Genomic DNA, 17,079 nt, shown 5'->3' with positions numbered 1-17,079 from the left:
CAATGAAAACGAAACAAGATGTGTTTAACCTGCTGCAACAGCTTATGGTAAAAGAGTTCGAGCTTGATGGCGAACAAATACACTTAGATGCGCACCTTTACGAAGATTTAGACCTAGACAGCATTGATGCTGTTGATTTAGTAGTGAAGTTGCGTGAAATGACCGGGAAGAAAATTGAACCCGAAGCATTTAAGACGGTGCGCACTGTTGGTGATGTAGTTAATGCGGTTTATGCGTTAATTGAACGTAATGCAAATAAAAGCTTGGCTTAAACGTGCTTTAAAAGTTGCGTTATTGCTCTACCCCCTTTACGTGTGGTGGGCAATAAACCATTGGCACCCGGCAGCAGCATTGTTGCCGATTGCCGGTATCGCACTGTTTAAATCTTTTACCGGCCAAGGAGGTTTAGCTAGCCGTAGTTTTTTTTTGGTCACTTGCTTAAGTTTGATACTGGCGATGCTGCTAGGACAAGCTGAACATGCAATGCTGTACTATCCCGTTTGGATGAATGCCGGTATGTTGTTGTTATTTGGTTATTCATTGCTTTATCCGCCCACGGTAGTTGAGCGTATAGCAAGGTTAATGGACGGCGAGCTTGATCAAAAAGCGCAAACTTACACCCGTAAAGTAACACAAGTCTGGTGTCTGTTTTTTCTAATAAATGGCAGCATTGCTTTGTTAACCGCTACTTTAGGCGATTGGGATTTATGGCTGTTGTACAACGGTTTTATAGCTTACGTACTAATGGGATTATTGATGTTTATCGAGTGGCAGGTACGGCGCGTTGTTAAAGCAGCAAAATAATTACTGGCAGTTAAGTTGGCCCTCGCCAGCACAGCCGTTATTTACCGACGGTACTAGCATTACCACTGCCCAACAGTGGCAATGCCAGTTACAACAAGTAAACAACTTTATTGATAGCCAGTCTGGCGATACGGTTTTACTGTATCATCCGGACAGTTTATGGTTTTCACTTTGGTTTATTGCTTTGTCTCAGCAGGGCAAACATATTGTAATAGCGCCAGATAATCAACCGCAGACATTAACGCTAGCAATGCAAAACTGTGATTGGAAAACGCCCGTGATACTGCCTGAAAGTGATCCGTTGAGTAGTAAGAACCAGCCGTTATATCATGACTCATTACCGTTAGATAACCTAACCAAGATAAGCTTTTTTACGTCGGGCTCTACCGGCCAGCCTAAGCTTATTAGCAAAAAATTGTCGCAACTACTGCTTGAGGTGCAAGTGCTGCAAGCTCAGTTTGGGTCAGAGTTTAATCAGCAAACCTTATTTGCCGCCACCGTCTCTTATCAACATATATATGGCTTACTCTTTCGTTTATTATGGCCGCTATGTTATGGTCATTTACAATACCGAGTTCAGTTAAGCTATTTAGAGCAATGGCAAGACCTACTACAACGCCATCAAGTGGTCTTTGTTGCTAGCCCAGCACACTTGGCTAGATTTGATGACATTGCAATTCTTGCACCCGCTGCCCAGCACTGTTTAGCTATTTTTAGTTCTGGCGGACCTTTAGCTGATGACGTTCCTCCGCGCTATCTAGCCGCGCTAAAACAAGCACCTATTGAGGTATTTGGTAGTACTGAAACCGGTGGCATTGCCTTTCGTCAGCGTGATATAGCAGATGCAGTTTGGCAAGTGTTCGATGCTGTGAGTATTAGCCAAAATGACCAGCAAGCACTACAAGTCTCTTCACCTTACCTAGATGTTGCAGGCAACTTTACCACCTCTGATCAAGTGCAGTTATTAAGCGCCAAACATTTTCGGCTATTAGGCCGACTTGACCGCATTGTGAAAATTGAAGAAAAACGTTTATCATTGCCCGAAGTTGAGCAGCACTGCCTTTTGTCCCCTTTGGTTGGCCAAGCTGCGGCTTTGGTGCTACGCCAAGCGAAAGTACAATTAGCGTTAGCGGTAGTATTAACCGAAGACGGCGAAACGTTGTTGCAACAACAAGGAAAACTAGCAGTAAATCAACACATAAAGCAACATTTACTGCAACGCTTTGAACGAGTAATGTTACCAAGAAAATATCGGTACGTGTCAGCACTGCCCTTTAATCAGCAGGGTAAACTGCCACTGCAGCAACTGGAAGCCTTGTTTTATCATGACTAACTTATTTCCTGTGGTACAGCTACAACAACAGACGCCTAATAAGATTGAATTACAGCTGGATATTAGTCCAGATATTGCTTATTTCGATGGCCACTTTCCACAAGCACCCGTCCTGGCAGGTGTTAGCCAACTGCATTGGGTTGTACAATATTGTAAACAGTACTTTCCTCAGCTAGTCGAAGTTGCCTCAGTAGAAGTTTTAAAGTTTCAGATAATGATTCGCCCGCAAGATCGGCTATTACTATCTCTAGAATTAAGCGCGGCAAACACCACCCTGTTTAGCTATATAAAACAAGGTGAAAAAGTGGCCTCGGGGCGTTTAAAATGGACGCTAAAAAACGATGAATAACTGCTTTATTATTCCGATTTATAACCACCATGACACTATTAAGCTCACTGTTCAGCAGCTATTACCCTTTGGTTATTCAATTATTATTGCTGATGATGGCTCAAACATTGCTACCAAACAGGTGCTAGCCGAGTTAGCTGCACAGTATTCCCAAGTTAATATTATTACCTTAGCCCAAAACTCCGGTAAAGGCGTAGCGATGTGTACAGCTATCCAATATGCCTATCAACAAGGCTTTAGCCATGGCTTACAAATTGATGCTGACGGTCAGCATGATGTAAATGATGTGCCCTTATTTTGGCAAAAAGCCACGCAGTATCCTGAAGCGCTTATTAGCGGCGCCCCGTTATATGATAGCTCTATGCCTTTGGGGCGAAAAATCGGCCGTGAAATCACGCATTTTTGGGTACGGATTGAAACGCTTTCTTGGCAAATTAAAGACTCAATGCTAGGGTTTCGGGTCTATCCATTGCATAGTAGCAACGCTATTATTCAACGTTACTCTATAGGCCAGCGCATGGATTTTGATACCGACATTATGGTGCGTTTGTTTTGGCACGACATCCCGGTACACTTTATTTCCACCAAGGTTATTTATCCATTAGGTGGTCGTTCTAATTTTAATATGCTAAGAGATAATTGGCTCATTACAAAAATGCATACTAGGTTATTTTTTGGCATGCTTTGCCGTGTGCCAAAATTGCTAACGCGCCAGCAACGAGTCAAATATGAAAGCTAAACCAACCCACTGGGCCAGTAAGGCTGAAAATGGCAGTTACCTAGCGATCCGAGCGTTACTCACTTTATATCGCTTTGGTGGTAAGTGGCTAATAATGTTTTGTTTAGCTCCTATATTAGCCTATTTCTTTTTGAAAGACCGCAATGCTCGGAATGCGTCATTACAATTTCTGCAACAAGTACATCATTTTAAAGGGCCAGCTAGCCCTTTCAAACAACAACCAAACTATTGGCAAAGCTATAAACATTTTTGGCAGTTTGCGCTAGCTGCATTAGCCAAGATTGACGCTTGGTTAGGCCGCTTATCACAAAACAACGTCAGCTATGGCGGCAGCTTGTCCTTTGAAAAAATTGCTCTTTCTGGCAAGGGCGCAGTAATCATTGGCAGCCACTTAGGCAATCAAGAGGTTTGCCGAGCGCTGGTACGCAGTAAATACCCTATTCGTATTAATATTCTGGCTCATACTCAGCACACTGCGGCATTTAATCGTATTTTAAAAGAAAGCAGCAGTGATGTTGATTTGCACTTAATCGAAGTCACAGCATTAACACCTGCCGTTAGTGTCATGCTAAGCGATTGCATAGAGCGCGGTGAGTTAGTTGTGATTGTTGGCGATCGTATCTCTGCTCAAACGCCTGAGCGTGCCGTATGGGCAGATTTCATGGGTAAACCTGCTCCTTTTGCAGTTGGCCCTTGGGTGCTAGCAAGTGTGCTGCAATGCCCTGTTTATTTAATGTTTTGCCTAAAGCAACAGCAAAGCTACAACCTTATCTTTGAACCCTTTTCTGATGGTATTCATATACCGCGTAAGCATAGGCAGCAAGTGTTAACTGAGTTGGCACAACGCTACGCTAAAGTACTAGAAACCTTTGCTTGCCGTTACCCTCTTCAATGGTTTAATTTTTATGATTTTTGGCAACTTCCAACGGCCAAACAACACAAGGAACATTCTGGTGACAACAGTAGTAACTGACCCTGTTAAGCACTCCTCTTCTACTGTTACTTTTGGTAGTGGTCGGATTAGCATTGAACAAATTACCGCCATAGCCCAACAAAATTTACCTGTTGCGCTAAGCCAAGATTCATTTTTTCAGCAGCAGATAGACGCTGGTGTCGCCTTCTTAGATAAGTTATTAGCAGAAGATGGCGTTATTTATGGTGTAACAACGGGGTATGGCGATAGTTGCACAGTCAAGGTGCCTTTATCACAAGTGCATGAATTACCTATTCATTTAATTCGCTTTCATGGCTGTGGCTTAGGCGATTATTTTACCGCCGAACAAGGCCGAGCAATATTAGCAACTCGCTTATGTTCACTAACCCAAGGTTATTCAGGGGTTAGCTGGCCCTTACTAAAGCAGTTAACAGCGTATTTAAATCACAATATTATACCGCGGATCCCACAAGAGGGCAGTGTTGGTGCCAGTGGCGATTTAACGCCATTGTCATATGTTGCCGCAAGTTTAATTGGTGAGCGAGAGGTCTATCATAACAACGAAATTCGCCTAGTGGTCGATGTGTTGCCAGAGCACGGTTTAGCCCCCATTAAATTAAGACCAAAAGAAGGCTTAGCTATTATGAATGGCACGGCTGTCATGACAGCTCTGGCCTGTTTAGCCTATCATCGGGCAGAGTATTTAACTCGTTTATCTAGCCGAATTACTGCCTTGGCCAGCTTGGCCCTAAAAGGTAATAGTAATCACTTTGATGAAATTTTGTTTAGCGTAAAGCCACACATTGGCCAAAATGAGGTTGCTAGCTGGATTAGAAATGATCTAAACCACCATGAACATCCTCGTAATTCAGACCGCTTACAAGATAGATACTCTATTCGCTGTGCACCACATATTATTGGCGTATTACGCGATGCATTACCGTGGTTTAAACAAACTATCGAAAACGAACTAAACAGTGCCAATGATAACCCAATCATTGATGGTATTGGTGAGCACGTACTACATGGTGGCCATTTTTATGGTGGTCATATTGCCATGGTAATGGACAGCATGAAAACGGCAGTAGCCAATTTAGCAGATTTACATGATAGACAAATGGCATTGTTAGTGGATAGTAAGTTTAACAATGGCTTACCATCAAATTTATCAGGTGCTTCAACTGAACGACGTCATCTTAATCATGGCTTTAAAGCCGTACAAATTGGCTGTAGTGCTTGGACCGCTGAAGCATTAAAGCTAACCATGCCTGCTAGCGTATTTTCGCGATCTACTGAATGCCACAACCAAGATAAAGTCAGTATGGGCACTATTGCTGCACGCGACTGTTTACGCGTTTTACAATTAACCGAGCAAGTCGTTGCCGCCTCTTTATTAGCGGTACAACAAGGGGTGCAGCTTAGAATTAATCAGGGTGAGTTACATCAAGCCAGCCTAACCGCGGATATACAGCAGATGTTAAATCAACTGCAAACTGACTACCCATTATTACAAGAAGATAGACCGCTAGAGCACAGCTTGCGTCAGCTAATCGCGCAAATTCAACAACAGCAGTGGCCTTTATATCAGGAAGCTCAAGATGCAAAGTAAAGCCCTAAAGCAGGCTGAAATCATTATTGATGTGCCCTTTTTTGACGTTGACGCAATGCAAGTAGTTTGGCATGGTCATTACGTAAAGTATTTAGAAGTAGCTCGTTGTGAATTATTACGTAGTTTTAACTATGATTACAACGACATGTCAGACTCTGGTTATATGTGGCCGATAGTGGATATGTCCATAAAATACGTGGGATCGGCTTTATTCGCCCATAAAATAAAAGTAGTAGCCACGTTAAAAGAGTGGGAAAACCGGTTGCGGATCGACTATTTAATTACCGATGTGGCTACGGGTAAAAAGTTAACTAAAGCTAGTACTATTCAGGTCGCTATTGACCTGAGTACTCAGCAGATGTGCTTTGAGTCTCCGGCTATACTATTTGAAAAGCTAGGTTATGCTAAACCATGAAATCTAGACACTTGGTTATGTTGCTACTGTGCAGTGTTTACAGCAGCCTCGCTAATGCTGTGCAAATGCCGTGGCAACCTTTACAAGGCAAAGTATGGTTTAAGCAAGTTAAAAATTTGCAAGGTTTGCCGGTCCCCCTTCGCAGTAGTGGTTATTTAGATATAGCGCCGCACCAAATGCTTTGGCATACCACTACGCCCGTTGAGAGCAAGCTGTTAATTAAGGCAACCGGGATCAGCCAATGGCAACAGCAGGAGTATATTGCTGTTGCCGGCAGTGAGTTTGTTGGCCAATTAATGTTGGCGGTATTACAGCAAGATAGCGACTTTATTCAGCAACAGTTTCAGCTACAAATAATCGCAGGTAATTGCATGCAGCTGCAACCAAAGCAAGCGCCTTTAGAACAGTTATTTAGTCAGATAGTATTGTGTGGAAAAACCGAGCTTAATAGCCTTACTTTGCAAGAAGTAAATGGCAATAGCACCATGATAAGCTTACAAACAGAAGACCTGCTTTAGTGAGCCAGCTAAGCAGTAAAAAATATTTATATCTGTGGTTGTTAGCCACGTTAACAGTGCTGCTCTATCTGATTATGGCTGTGCCATCTGCGCATTGGAGCAGTAATATTAGCGCAGCTTTACCGGGAAGCAGTTCGGCTTGGCAGCAACAGTTAGTGCAACAAAACAACAGCAGCCGACATGTTAGCCTATTGCTTAGCGGTACTTCACTGGCCGAACTACAACAAGCAGCCCGTCAATTACAACAACAGCCTATAACCCATTTACATTGGCTTAAACCCGGCGCTGCCTTTGAGCAATTGCAGACATTGTATCAGCAGCATCAAGCGTTATTAGTTAGCCCTGAGCATTTAACCTTGTTACGCTCTGGCCACTATCAACCCTTAGTTAATGCTGCTTGGCAACGACTATATAGCCCCTCTCCCTTATTAACAAACGCCTTACAGCAAGACCCTCTATTACTTACTCAGCAACGCGTAGAACAGCAAAATAATAGTAAGGGTCTGTTACTGCGTCCAGCTTGGTTTGAATTAACTCAGCAAGGCCAACCGGCGGTATTGCTGTATGCAAGCTTAGATATTGACCCTTTTGAGCGCAATAATGCTCAAGTTGTCGCTGAGGCCTTAGAGCAGCAATTACTGCAGTTGCAACAGCAATGGCCTAGGCTCAATATCGATCGCAGTGGCGTATTATTTCATGCCGTAGTCGCCGCTGAAAATGCCAGTTTTGAAATGCAGTTCTATGGTGGTATTTCATTAACCGCTATTTTATTGTTAATTTGGTTTAGCTTTGCTAATTGGCGACCTTTAGTGCTGGCATTAACAACCTTAAGTTGCGCCTCTGCGTTTGGTTTAGCCGCCGTACTACTGATTTTCGAGCAACCGCATGTGCTAGGGTTGGTGTTTGCCACAACCTTGATTGGCATTGCTATTGATTACTCCTTTCATGGCATGCTAGCGGCTAATAAAGGCAGCAAAGCGTTTAAGCGCATGTTGCCGTCGTTACTGTTGGGTTTAATTACTACTTTATTAGGCTATCTGGCGCTTATTTTTTACCTTTTCCAATTTTGAATCAAGTTGCGGTCTTTATGTGTGTCGGTTTGTCTGTGGCTTTTTTAACCGTAAAAATGGTATTTGAACATTGGCTTCCTCCAGCAAGCATGACCGTAAATCCATACTTATTACGGTTTTGTGCCCGCCTCAGCCAAGGCTATTGTCGGACAAGTCCTAAGTGGGTACTGACCAGTCTTGTCATTACCTTGATATTGGTAAGTAGTGGCTTGTTAGTACAAATGCAATTTAGTGATGATGTCCGGCTGTTTAATCAAAGCCCAGCTGAATTACTGCAACAAGAGCAACAAGTGCGCCACGCCGGCGGCCAAAACTGGGATAGCCGTTTTATTGTTTTACTAGGTGATAGTACTGAGCAGCTATTACAACATGAGCATGCCTTACAGCCATTACTGCATACTTGGCAGCAGCAAGGCAAACTAGGTAACTGGCAAGCAACGGTGCAGCGTGTACCGCCTTTACAATTACAACTTGAAGTGCAGCAACTATTACAACAAGCTTATCAAAGCGAATCTATACAAGACTATTTGCAACAGTTACAGCTTAAGCCACCTGCAATAATAACCAATCGACTTACTCCTGAAAGTTTCCCTGCTGATTTTATGCAGCAAATACAGCCGCTTAATAGTCAATTTGCTAGTATTATTTTACTAAGCAAGGTAGCTTTAACCAGCAGTGATTTAGCGTTACTTACCACTTACCCACAAGCCTACTGGCTAGACCCAATTGCGGATACTAATGCGAGTGTCAAAAAACTACGCTATCAGCTCAGTATCTGGTTAGCGCTCGCGTTAGCGCTTGCAGTGGTTATTTTATTCTGGCGCCGAGGCAGCCATGCAGCAAGCGCTATTATGTTAATGCTATTGTTGGCGATCAGCAGTGCTTTATTACTGAGCTTACAACTGCAACAACAGTTGAATATTTTTAATCTAATTGCCGCCTTACTGGTGCTGGCATTAGCCTTAGATTACGGTATATTTTTCACCGCCAAACTACAGCATAAGGATGTGGTGCAGGCTGTCTTATTATCGGCAACCACTAGCTGTTTAGCCTTTGGCTTATTGGCTTTTAGTAAAACCCCAGCCATAGCTAGCTTTGGCTTAACGGTATTTTTAGGCGTGGCTTTAGCGTGTGTACTATCGCCATTGCTTAGTGTCTTGGCTGTAAAGGAGAGCAAAATTCATGCAGCACTTTGATGTTATTATTATTGGTGCCGGTCCATCTGGCAGTACTGCTGGTGCTATGCTGGCTGATGCGGGGAAACGAGTGCTTAGTATCGAAAAGCAACATTTCCCTCGTTTTACCATCGGTGAAAGTTTACTACCGCATTGCATGGAGTTTTTAACAATAGCTGGCTTAGAGCCTGCTGTACAGCAACAAGCTGAACTGTTAGGGTTTCAATATAAAGACGGTGCCGCCTTTTTAAGACGAGGTATGCATACTAATTTTGATTTCACCAAAAAATTTAGTTCTGGGCCTGGTACTACCTTTCAAGTAAAACGGGCTCAATTTGATAAGCTATTAGCAGACGAAGCTGAAAAAAAGGCCTAGAAATCCGTTATGGTATTACTGTCACAGGTTTTGATAACTCTGCCCCCGCAATAACCGTATTAACGGTTGAAGACGAACAAGGCAACAGCAGCCAACTTAGTGCTAATTTTGTGTTAGATGCCAGTGGTTTTGGTCGGGTTTTACCGCGTTTATTAGATTTAGAAGTACCGTCAAACTTTCCCGTACGACAGGCCAATTTTTGTCATATAAAAGATGGCATTACTAGCCCTACTTTTGACCGCAATAAAATATTAATTACCGTTCATGATCAACATCAAGATGTCTGGTTTTGGTTAATTCCATTTAGTGATGGTACAGCCAGCTTTGGTGTGGTAGGTAAAGCTGAACGCTTTGATAGTCGCTTATCAGCCCAAGAAAACTTATGGCAGCAACTGCAACAAACTCCGGAATTAGCCACCTTGTTAAGTAATGCCAAGCCAATACGTGAAGTTAGAACGCTTACCGGTTATTCCGCCAACGTTCGACAATTGTATGGTAAAAATTATGCATTGCTGGGTAATGCCGGTGAGTTTCTTGACCCAGTATTCTCTTCTGGTGTCACGATAGCTTTGCGCTCATCGGTTACCGCGGTACGATTAGTATTACGACAGCTGAACGGTGAGCAGCCCGACTGGGAGCAGGAGTATAGCGTGCCGCTACGTAAAGGCATTAGTACCTTCCGCTATTTTGTTGAAGCTTGGTATGATGGCCGCTTTCAAGATGTAATTTTTAGTAGTAAGCGTAACGATGGGGTAACAGCTATGATCAGTGCAATTTTAGCGGGTTACGCTTGGGATGAAACAAACCCTTATGTGGCTGAAACAGAACGTAGAATGAATGTGTTAAGGGAAATATGTATCGAGTAATTCTGATGTTCGCTTTATTGCTAAGCGGATGCCAGTCAAAGCCTGCGCCAGATGCTGGTTGGACAGCGTTTGGTAAGGGCTATTACCAATTAAGCGATGCTTGGCCAGGCCAGTCTCAGCAAATATTACAGCAAGTGATCTGGCTTGATGAGCAACAGCAACAACAGCAATTTATTATCAGTGCTTTATTGCAACCAGAAGCAGTATTGTTAATCGCTATATCACCGTTAGGACAAGAGTTGTGGCGGCTTAATTATCAACCAGACCACCAGTTGACGGTGTCTGGTATGGCACCTTTTAACCAGCCTGAGTTTGCTAAAACGCTACTAGCTCAAATGCAAATAGCTTTGTTTAGTGAAGAGAAAGTGCGTTCTAGATTGCTACAACTGACAATACAGCAATCTGCCAATGAACGCGGTTTATACGATAAAGATGGAAAGCAATTATTGCAAATTACTAACTCAGCGCAGTTAGCTGTGGGACAAAGTATCACTATTACTGCGCCTATCTATAGCCTGAAAATTACCACATTACAGCAGGATTTTTTACCATGACCAGAATGATACTTAGTGCCATGGGCATATGTTGTGCACTGGGTCAGTCAAAACAGCAGGTGTGGCAAAACGCCATATCTGGCAGCCGTGAAGGGATGCGCTGGCGCACTGATTTATTATATTCTGAACAAGCAGTGGTGGTCGGTGAAGTCAATGCTGATTTACCAGACTTATCACATTGGCCAGCTTACTACCAAAGCCGAAATAATCAGCTTGCAGCCTTAGCATTTGAACAAATTGTGACTGAAGTGACAGCGGCCCGACAACAATTTGGGCCGGCGCGTATTGCTGTGATATTAGGCACTAGCACATCAGGAATAGCCGAAGGTGAGCGTGCTATGCAACACTATATGCAACAGCAGAACTATCCCAATGGTTATCATTATAAAATGCAAGAAATGGTGGCACCCGCTGACTTTATTGCTAAGTTGGCCGAGGTTAGTGGCCCTTGCTATGCAATTTCAACTGCTTGTTCATCTAGCGCACGGGCCTTAATGAGTGCCCGTAGCTTATTGCAAGCAGATCTAGCGGATGCCGTAATAGTAGGCGGTGTCGATTCTTTATGCCAATTGACCTTAAATGGTTTTCACGCACTTGAATCAACCTCTGCAGGTTATTGTCAGCCTTTTAGTGCAAATCGTGATGGCATTAATATTGGTGAAGGTGCAGCACTATTTCTAATGCAAAAAGCCTCTGCCGGTATTGCCTTGCTTGGAGCCGGTGCCTCGTCTGATGCCCATCATATGTCAGCCCCTCACCCTGAAGGCCGAGGTGCTATAGCCGCAATTAAGCAAGCTTGTACTAATGCAGGTATAACACCGGCACAGTTAGATTATATTAATTTACATGGCACAGCCACACCGCTAAATGACAGTATGGAAAGTCAGGCCTTAAGCCAATTAGAGTTAACCAATACTCCGGCTAGTTCTACCAAAGCAATGACTGGTCACACGCTAGGCGCAGCAGGTGCAATTGAAGCTGCACTATGCTGGTTAACCTTATCAGCTTATAATACCGAGCAAAACTTGATTCCACATTGCTGGGATGCAGCACCAGATCCTAACTTGCCTCAATTGAATTTGGTAACAAAACAGCAGCAACAGCAAACACAATACTGTCTGTCTAATTCTTTTGCCTTTGGTGGCAATAATATGGCATTGATTCTGGGTAGAACAACATGATTACAGGCTATAGCATAGAGCAAGTATTACCACATCGAGCGCCGATGATTTTGCTCGACCATTTTGTAGAGGCTGGCGATGATTATGGTATCTGCCGAGTAGCGATATCTGAAAACAGCCCGTTCTATGATGCGGCTAGTAAGGCAGTACCCGCTTATGTCGGTATTGAATATATGGCGCAAACCATAGCCGCATATGCTGGGGCTAATCGATTAAAAGCCGGCGGCCAAGTAAAAATCGGCTTTTTATTAGGTTGTCGTAAATACCTACCACAAGTAACAGAGTTTATTGCAGGCACTGAGTTAACAGTGCTTGCAAAAGAGCTAGTGCGGGAATCCTCTGGTTTAAGCGTATTTGAATGCAGTATTAGCAGCCAAGAGCAAGTGTTAGTTAGCGCAAGGCTGAATGTATTTGAACCTGATGACTATCAAGAATGGCTAACGGAGTAGTAATGAAAAGAGTATTGGTTACCGGCTCAAGCCGTGGTATTGGTAAAGCTATCGCCTTACGTTTGGCGGAACAAGGGTTTGATATAGTCGTACATTGTCGTTCGGGTCGGGACAGTGCAGACGCTGTAGCTCAGAGTATTCAGGCTCTTGGCCGTCAAGCTTCGGTGTTGCAGTTTGACGTTGCCGACCGCGCAGCCGCTCGGGCAGCGATAGAGCAGGATATTGCTCAGAACGGAGCCTATTATGGCGTAGTATGTAACGCGGGTATTACCCGTGATGGCGCCTTTCCTGCTTTGACTGAACAAGATTGGGATCAGGTAATTCATACCAATTTAGATGGTTTTTATAATGTATTACACCCCAGTGTTATGCCAATGATTCAGCTGCGTCAAGGTGGCCGCATTGTCACTATGGCGTCAGTTTCTGGCATAGCGGGCAATCGCGGTCAAGTTAATTACAGTGCATCAAAAGCTGGGCTGATTGGTGCCACTAAAGCACTAGCGTTAGAATTGGCTAAGCGTAAAATTACTGTCAATTGCGTAGCTCCGGGCTTAATTAAAACCGATATGGTGCAAGATGTGGCAGCAGATGAAGTGATGAAGATGATCCCGTTACGTCGCGCAGGAACAACTAACGAAGTTGCGGCTACTGTAGCATTTTTATTTTCAGAGCCAGCTGCTTATATTACGCGACAAGTTATTTCGGTTAATGGTGGGTTAGTCTAATGAAACGAGTGGTTGTCACCGGTATGTCAGTAATTACCGCCTTTGGCGATAGCTGGCCTGAATTTAAGCAGCGGATTATCCAAGGCGAAAATGCGGTGGCTACTATGCCGCAATGGGATAAGTTCAGCAGCATGAGCACGCGTTTAGCCGCACCGATACTGCATTTTAAAAAGCCTGAACATTACTCGCGTAAAATGGTTCGCTCAATGGGCCGCGTGTCGTTAATGGCTACCCGAAGCACTGAGCTAGCATTAATTAATGCCGGTTTGTTAACGCACCCAGCATTAACAGATGGTCGTTGTGGTGTTGCTTTTGGTTCTTCTATTGGCAGTACTGACCCCATTTTAGCCTTTGGCCGCATGATGGATACTGGCGATATGACCGGCGTCACCGCCACTAGCTATATTCAAATGATGGCTCACACTACAGCCGTAAACGTTGGCGTATTTTTTGGTATAAAAGGGCGAGTCTATACCACTAGCTCAGCTTGTACTTCAGGCTCACAAGGTATTGGTTATGCTTATGAAGCGATTAAATACGGTAAACAACTACTGATGGTCGCGGGTGGTGCAGAAGAGCTTTGTGCCACTGAAGCTGCTGTGTTTGATACCCTGTATGCCACTAGTACAAAAAACAACAAGCCAAAATCAACACCTAGCCCCTTTGATAAGGGCCGCGATGGCTTAGTCATTGGCGAAGGTTCAGGCACCTTAATACTAGAAGAACTTGAGCATGCGCTGGCCCGTGGCGCCACAATTTATGCTGAAATAGTCGGTTTTGGTTCAAATTCTGATGGCGTCCACGTTACTCAACCTACCGACACTACGATGGAAAGTGCTATGCGCTTGGCGCTAGAAGATGCCAATATAGCCGCTAGCAGCATAGGTTATGTAAACGCCCATGGTACGGCTACCGACCGTGGTGACATTGCAGAAAGTCACGCTACAGCACGGGTATTTGGCAGCAATACCCCTTTTAGCTCGCTAAAAAGCTATCTTGGTCATACGCTTGGCGCCTGCGGTGCTATTGAAAGCTGGGCCAGTATAATGATGTTGCATGACAATTGGTTTGCACCAACCTTAAATCTGACGGAAGTTGATCCTGATTGTGCGGCACTAGATTATATTATGGGCCAAGGCCGAAACTTACAAACCAACTATGTAATGAGCAACAACTTTGCTTTTGGTGGTATTAATACCTCTCTAATTTTTAATCGTTGGCTTAAGTAAGTTATGAAACTGTACCGCTACTTACTGATGCTTTTGGCATTATATTTTAGCCCTATTAGCCTGAGTACAGCTAAGGCTAATACAGAACCAACAATAGACATTAAGCCACAATTTGCTTTTGGTGTTGGTGTGACTTACAGCCAGTTACCCGATTATCTAGGCTCAACGGTCAATCAACATTATCTGCTGCCTTTTCCATACCTATTTTATCAAAGCGAAAAAATTAAGGTCAATCAAACAGAAGCTTTAGGGCAGTTATTTAAGGCAAAAGACTGGTCTGTAAACCTAAGCTTTGCTGGCGCACTACCCGTTAACAGCGAAAATAACCCCTATCGAAAAGACATGCCTGACTTGCTTTGGATAGCAGAGTTTGGCTCGACACTAGATTATAATCTGCACCAAGTCGATAGCAGTGAGCTAACATTACGTGTAGCACTGAGAAAAGCGGTTGCAACTAATTTACAACATTGGCAAAGTGTTGGTTGGCGGTTTGAGCCTCAGTTGCGTTGGCGTAAATCTCTAAATAACAACATACAATTTAGCAGCCAACTTTCAGCTATTTGGAGTTCGGCGCAATTTCATCAGTATTTGTATGGCGTTGAGCAACAATATGTTAACCTACAAAGAACGCAGTATCAGGCAGATGGTGGCTTTTCCGGTTGGCGTTTATCAAGTGGATTAAGTTGGCGATATCAGCAATGGTGGCTAGGTAGCTTTGTTCGCTATGATAATTTACAGCAGGCAAGCTATCGTGACAGCCCGCTTGTACAGCGTCAACATAATGTCAGTTTTGGTATGGCCTTAGCTTGGATATTTAATCAACAAGGAGTTATTTATGAAAACTAAGTTAGTTTTAGCTGCAGCGTTAAGCACGGTGTTTTTTTCTGCAGCTGCTACTGCACGCGATGACATACAAACCCTGCCTTTAGCGGATATTATTGGCACGGATAAAGCGAAACAAGCACTGTTAGATGTGCCGTTTTATTTTGCTGGGCAAAACCACGCTACCGTGATGAGTAACTGGGGTGAAATTAGCACGAATAAAAAAACCAATGGTCTAGGCAAATCAGACCAAGAAGCTTGCCAATGGGTATTATTATCTGCAATTAAAGCACTACAAGATGCGGCGCAAAAGCGTGGCTATGATGCTGTTGTCAATATTCGCTCTAACTATAAAAATAATGAATTTACTAGCACTACTGAGTTTCAATGTGGTGCTGGCCGTATTATGGCAGGTGTTGCATTAAAAGGTGAGTTAGTAAAATTCTAACAAACTCACTGAGAATCATTTGCGCTATCTCAGCCGAGAACACACTATTATCGGCTGGTTAGCGCTCTAATTTTTCTCGTTAATACCTGGGTAGGGTTCTTGATAGCGACTGAGGATATGCTCTAAATTTTTAAAGGTATTAAAACTGGCCTTTAATGCAGCTTTATTACCTATAAAGTGCGGCAGTTTACCCGCAGGATCGGCTTGGCCTTGATATTGAATTAATACCCCACCTTCCGTCAGCGGTGTTAGTTGCCAACGACCCGATACTTGCTCCATTCGCACGTAGCCTTTTTGCGCTGGATAATCTTGGCCGCGATCGATGATATCTATGCTTAATACACCGCTTATCTCATCTTGTGACCAGATAGATTGCGTAATCATATCTCGTGGTGAAACGGGCCAAAATCCAGAAAAATAACTATGTACGACATGGCTATGTGGATTTACCTGCGCGATGACTTGCGCCCGTTCAGCGCCATCAACCCAGTTTGTTATTGCTGGAGTATCATTGAGCAAATGCATAAACGCACCCAGTTTTGATTGGGTTTGTAGCTCTGCATTAATTTCTAAACGTGCTTTATCCAGCTGCCGAAAATGTACTTTTACCGTCGCCGTTTGCTTATATAGCTGCCAGTCAGAGTCATTGGCGGCTGCAACTAAAGACCAACACATTATCAAAACTTGCAAAACTAGCAGCAATACTCGCATCAGGCGTTTACAACTGCGCATATTCAGCTGCAGTAAGCGCTCGATAAGCGCCTTCGGCTAAATCGTCAGGCAAGGTTATATTGCCAATTTGCTGACGATGTAGTTTGTCGACTTTATTACCAATGGCAGCAAACATGCGCTTAACTTGATGATAACGGCCTTCTTGAATGGTTAGCAGCGCTTCTTTTTCGCCCAGTATTTCTAAAGTTGCTGGTAAAGTAGGATTGGTTTCACTGCGCAACATTACCCCTTGGGCAAATTGTTCAATTGCTGAAGCAGGAATGGCATCAGCGGTCCACACTCTATAAGTTTTAGCTACATGATGCTTAGGACTACTAATGCGGTGCGACCATTGGCCATCATCTGTAATTAACACTAAACCTGTGGTATCTAAATCCAGTCTGCCTACTGTATGTAAGCGCTCCAACAAAGGCTCTTCTAGCAGAGTAAATACCGTTGGGTGATCCGGATCACTAGTCGAACAGATATAGCCTGCTGGTTTATGCAGCATAATATAGCGTAAACCAATTATTTCTATCTGCTGATCGTTTAAACACACCACATCATCAGTGCTAACTTGCAGTGCAGCCTGTTTCACTTTGTTACCATTTAAGGTCACTACACCTTGGCGGATCACTTTTCCTGCTTGGCTACGAGTTAAGCCAGTACTTTCACAAATAAATTTATCTAAACGCATACGTCACCTATATTAATTCCAATTATTGTACTGGAAATGGCCGTACTTTGCCTAAAATGATTGTTTTTTTGGTAT

22 protein-coding genes are annotated in these 17,079 nt (G+C 43.6%); 20 read left to right on the top strand and 2 right to left on the bottom strand.

The window, feature by feature from the left end; genetic code table 11:
* Positions 1 to 2: 2 nt before the first annotated feature.
* Genes BI198_RS01705 through BI198_RS01615 form a run of 20 tightly spaced genes read left to right on the top strand, consistent with a single transcriptional unit; the run spans position 3 to position 15,596 of the window.
* The gene (locus tag BI198_RS01705; protein ID WP_070047990.1) at positions 3 to 272 is read left to right on the top strand and encodes an acyl carrier protein; all 270 of its coding nucleotides are present in this window, start codon (positions 3 to 5) and stop codon (positions 270 to 272) included.
* A complete protein-coding gene (locus tag BI198_RS01700) occupies positions 250 to 804 on the top strand; it encodes a COG4648 family protein (RefSeq protein ID WP_083256529.1) in 555 nt (184 codons plus the stop codon). The genes BI198_RS01705 and BI198_RS01700 overlap by 23 nt, the downstream gene beginning before the upstream one ends.
* Positions 785 to 2,137, top strand: coding sequence for an AMP-binding protein (locus BI198_RS01695; protein ID WP_070047989.1), 1,353 nt, complete (start codon positions 785 to 787; stop codon positions 2,135 to 2,137). Before BI198_RS01700 ends, BI198_RS01695 begins: the two co-directional genes overlap by 20 nt.
* Positions 2,130 to 2,486, top strand: coding sequence for an ApeI family dehydratase (locus BI198_RS01690; RefSeq protein ID WP_070047988.1), 357 nt, complete (start codon positions 2,130 to 2,132; stop codon positions 2,484 to 2,486). Before BI198_RS01695 ends, BI198_RS01690 begins: the two co-directional genes overlap by 8 nt.
* Positions 2,479 to 3,225 carry a glycosyltransferase family 2 protein gene (locus tag BI198_RS01685; RefSeq protein ID WP_070047987.1) on the top strand — a complete coding sequence of 249 codons (747 nt, stop codon included), beginning with the start codon at positions 2,479 to 2,481 and terminating at the stop codon, positions 3,223 to 3,225. Before BI198_RS01690 ends, BI198_RS01685 begins: the two co-directional genes overlap by 8 nt.
* Entirely contained in the window at positions 3,215 to 4,198 is a 984-nt protein-coding gene (locus BI198_RS01680; RefSeq protein ID WP_070047986.1) for an LpxL/LpxP family acyltransferase, read from the top strand. Before BI198_RS01685 ends, BI198_RS01680 begins: the two co-directional genes overlap by 11 nt.
* Positions 4,179 to 5,768 (top strand): HAL/PAL/TAL family ammonia-lyase, encoded by a 1,590-nt coding sequence (locus tag BI198_RS01675; protein ID WP_070047985.1) that lies wholly within the window; start codon positions 4,179 to 4,181, stop codon positions 5,766 to 5,768. The genes BI198_RS01680 and BI198_RS01675 overlap by 20 nt, the downstream gene beginning before the upstream one ends.
* Entirely contained in the window at positions 5,758 to 6,183 is a 426-nt protein-coding gene (locus BI198_RS01670; protein ID WP_070047984.1) for an acyl-CoA thioesterase, read from the top strand. The genes BI198_RS01675 and BI198_RS01670 overlap by 11 nt, the downstream gene beginning before the upstream one ends.
* Entirely contained in the window at positions 6,180 to 6,701 is a 522-nt protein-coding gene (locus BI198_RS01665) for an outer membrane lipoprotein carrier protein LolA (RefSeq protein ID WP_070047983.1), read from the top strand. The genes BI198_RS01670 and BI198_RS01665 overlap by 4 nt, the downstream gene beginning before the upstream one ends.
* Positions 6,701 to 7,771, top strand: a complete 1,071-nt coding sequence (locus tag BI198_RS01660) for an MMPL family transporter (protein ID WP_070047982.1) — start codon at positions 6,701 to 6,703, stop codon at positions 7,769 to 7,771. Before BI198_RS01665 ends, BI198_RS01660 begins: the two co-directional genes overlap by 1 nt.
* Before the next feature lie 35 nt (positions 7,772 to 7,806).
* The gene (locus BI198_RS01655; protein WP_141728822.1) at positions 7,807 to 8,967 is read left to right on the top strand and encodes an MMPL family transporter; all 1,161 of its coding nucleotides are present in this window, start codon (positions 7,807 to 7,809) and stop codon (positions 8,965 to 8,967) included.
* Complete coding sequence (locus tag BI198_RS16020) at positions 8,954 to 9,322, top strand: NAD(P)/FAD-dependent oxidoreductase (protein ID WP_201243378.1); 369 nt, start codon at positions 8,954 to 8,956, stop codon at positions 9,320 to 9,322. The genes BI198_RS01655 and BI198_RS16020 overlap by 14 nt, the downstream gene beginning before the upstream one ends.
* Before the next feature lie 2 nt (positions 9,323 to 9,324).
* A complete protein-coding gene (locus BI198_RS01650; RefSeq protein ID WP_201243559.1) occupies positions 9,325 to 10,188 on the top strand; it encodes an NAD(P)/FAD-dependent oxidoreductase in 864 nt (287 codons plus the stop codon).
* Positions 10,176 to 10,742: a DUF3261 domain-containing protein gene (locus BI198_RS01645; RefSeq protein WP_070047980.1), complete on the top strand. Its 567-nt coding sequence runs from the start codon at positions 10,176 to 10,178 to the stop codon at positions 10,740 to 10,742. The genes BI198_RS01650 and BI198_RS01645 overlap by 13 nt, the downstream gene beginning before the upstream one ends.
* Positions 10,739 to 11,923 carry a beta-ketoacyl-[acyl-carrier-protein] synthase family protein gene (locus BI198_RS01640; protein ID WP_070047979.1) on the top strand — a complete coding sequence of 395 codons (1,185 nt, stop codon included), beginning with the start codon at positions 10,739 to 10,741 and terminating at the stop codon, positions 11,921 to 11,923. Before BI198_RS01645 ends, BI198_RS01640 begins: the two co-directional genes overlap by 4 nt.
* Complete coding sequence (locus BI198_RS01635) at positions 11,920 to 12,372, top strand: hotdog family protein (protein WP_070047978.1); 453 nt, start codon at positions 11,920 to 11,922, stop codon at positions 12,370 to 12,372. Before BI198_RS01640 ends, BI198_RS01635 begins: the two co-directional genes overlap by 4 nt.
* A gap of 2 nt (positions 12,373 to 12,374) precedes the next feature.
* A complete protein-coding gene (locus BI198_RS01630; RefSeq protein WP_317133692.1) occupies positions 12,375 to 13,097 on the top strand; it encodes a 3-ketoacyl-ACP reductase FabG2 in 723 nt (240 codons plus the stop codon).
* Positions 13,097 to 14,326 carry a beta-ketoacyl-ACP synthase gene (locus tag BI198_RS01625; protein WP_070047976.1) on the top strand — a complete coding sequence of 410 codons (1,230 nt, stop codon included), beginning with the start codon at positions 13,097 to 13,099 and terminating at the stop codon, positions 14,324 to 14,326. Before BI198_RS01630 ends, BI198_RS01625 begins: the two co-directional genes overlap by 1 nt.
* Positions 14,327 to 14,329: 3 nt before the next feature.
* Positions 14,330 to 15,172, top strand: a complete 843-nt coding sequence (locus BI198_RS01620) for a MipA/OmpV family protein (protein WP_070047975.1) — start codon at positions 14,330 to 14,332, stop codon at positions 15,170 to 15,172.
* Positions 15,162 to 15,596 (top strand): excinuclease ABC subunit A, encoded by a 435-nt coding sequence (locus tag BI198_RS01615; RefSeq protein ID WP_070047974.1) that lies wholly within the window; start codon positions 15,162 to 15,164, stop codon positions 15,594 to 15,596. The genes BI198_RS01620 and BI198_RS01615 overlap by 11 nt, the downstream gene beginning before the upstream one ends.
* Positions 15,597 to 15,662: 66 nt before the next feature.
* Here BI198_RS01615 and BI198_RS01610 read toward each other — a convergent pair whose 3' ends face one another.
* Positions 15,663 to 16,271, bottom strand: a complete 609-nt coding sequence (locus BI198_RS01610) for an START domain-containing protein (RefSeq protein WP_235605196.1) — start codon at positions 16,269 to 16,271, stop codon at positions 15,663 to 15,665.
* Between the two features lie 43 nt (positions 16,272 to 16,314).
* The gene (gene rsuA / locus BI198_RS01605; RefSeq protein ID WP_070047973.1) at positions 16,315 to 17,004 is read right to left on the bottom strand and encodes a 16S rRNA pseudouridine(516) synthase RsuA; all 690 of its coding nucleotides are present in this window, start codon (positions 17,002 to 17,004) and stop codon (positions 16,315 to 16,317) included.
* Positions 17,005 to 17,079: the final 75 nt, after the last annotated feature.

This window comes from Rheinheimera salexigens (genome assembly GCF_001752395.1).
Taxonomy (GTDB): domain Bacteria; phylum Pseudomonadota; class Gammaproteobacteria; order Enterobacterales; family Alteromonadaceae; genus Alishewanella; species Alishewanella salexigens.
Note: the sequence above shows the minus strand (reverse complement) of the source record. Positions and strands in the feature narration are given on the sequence as shown.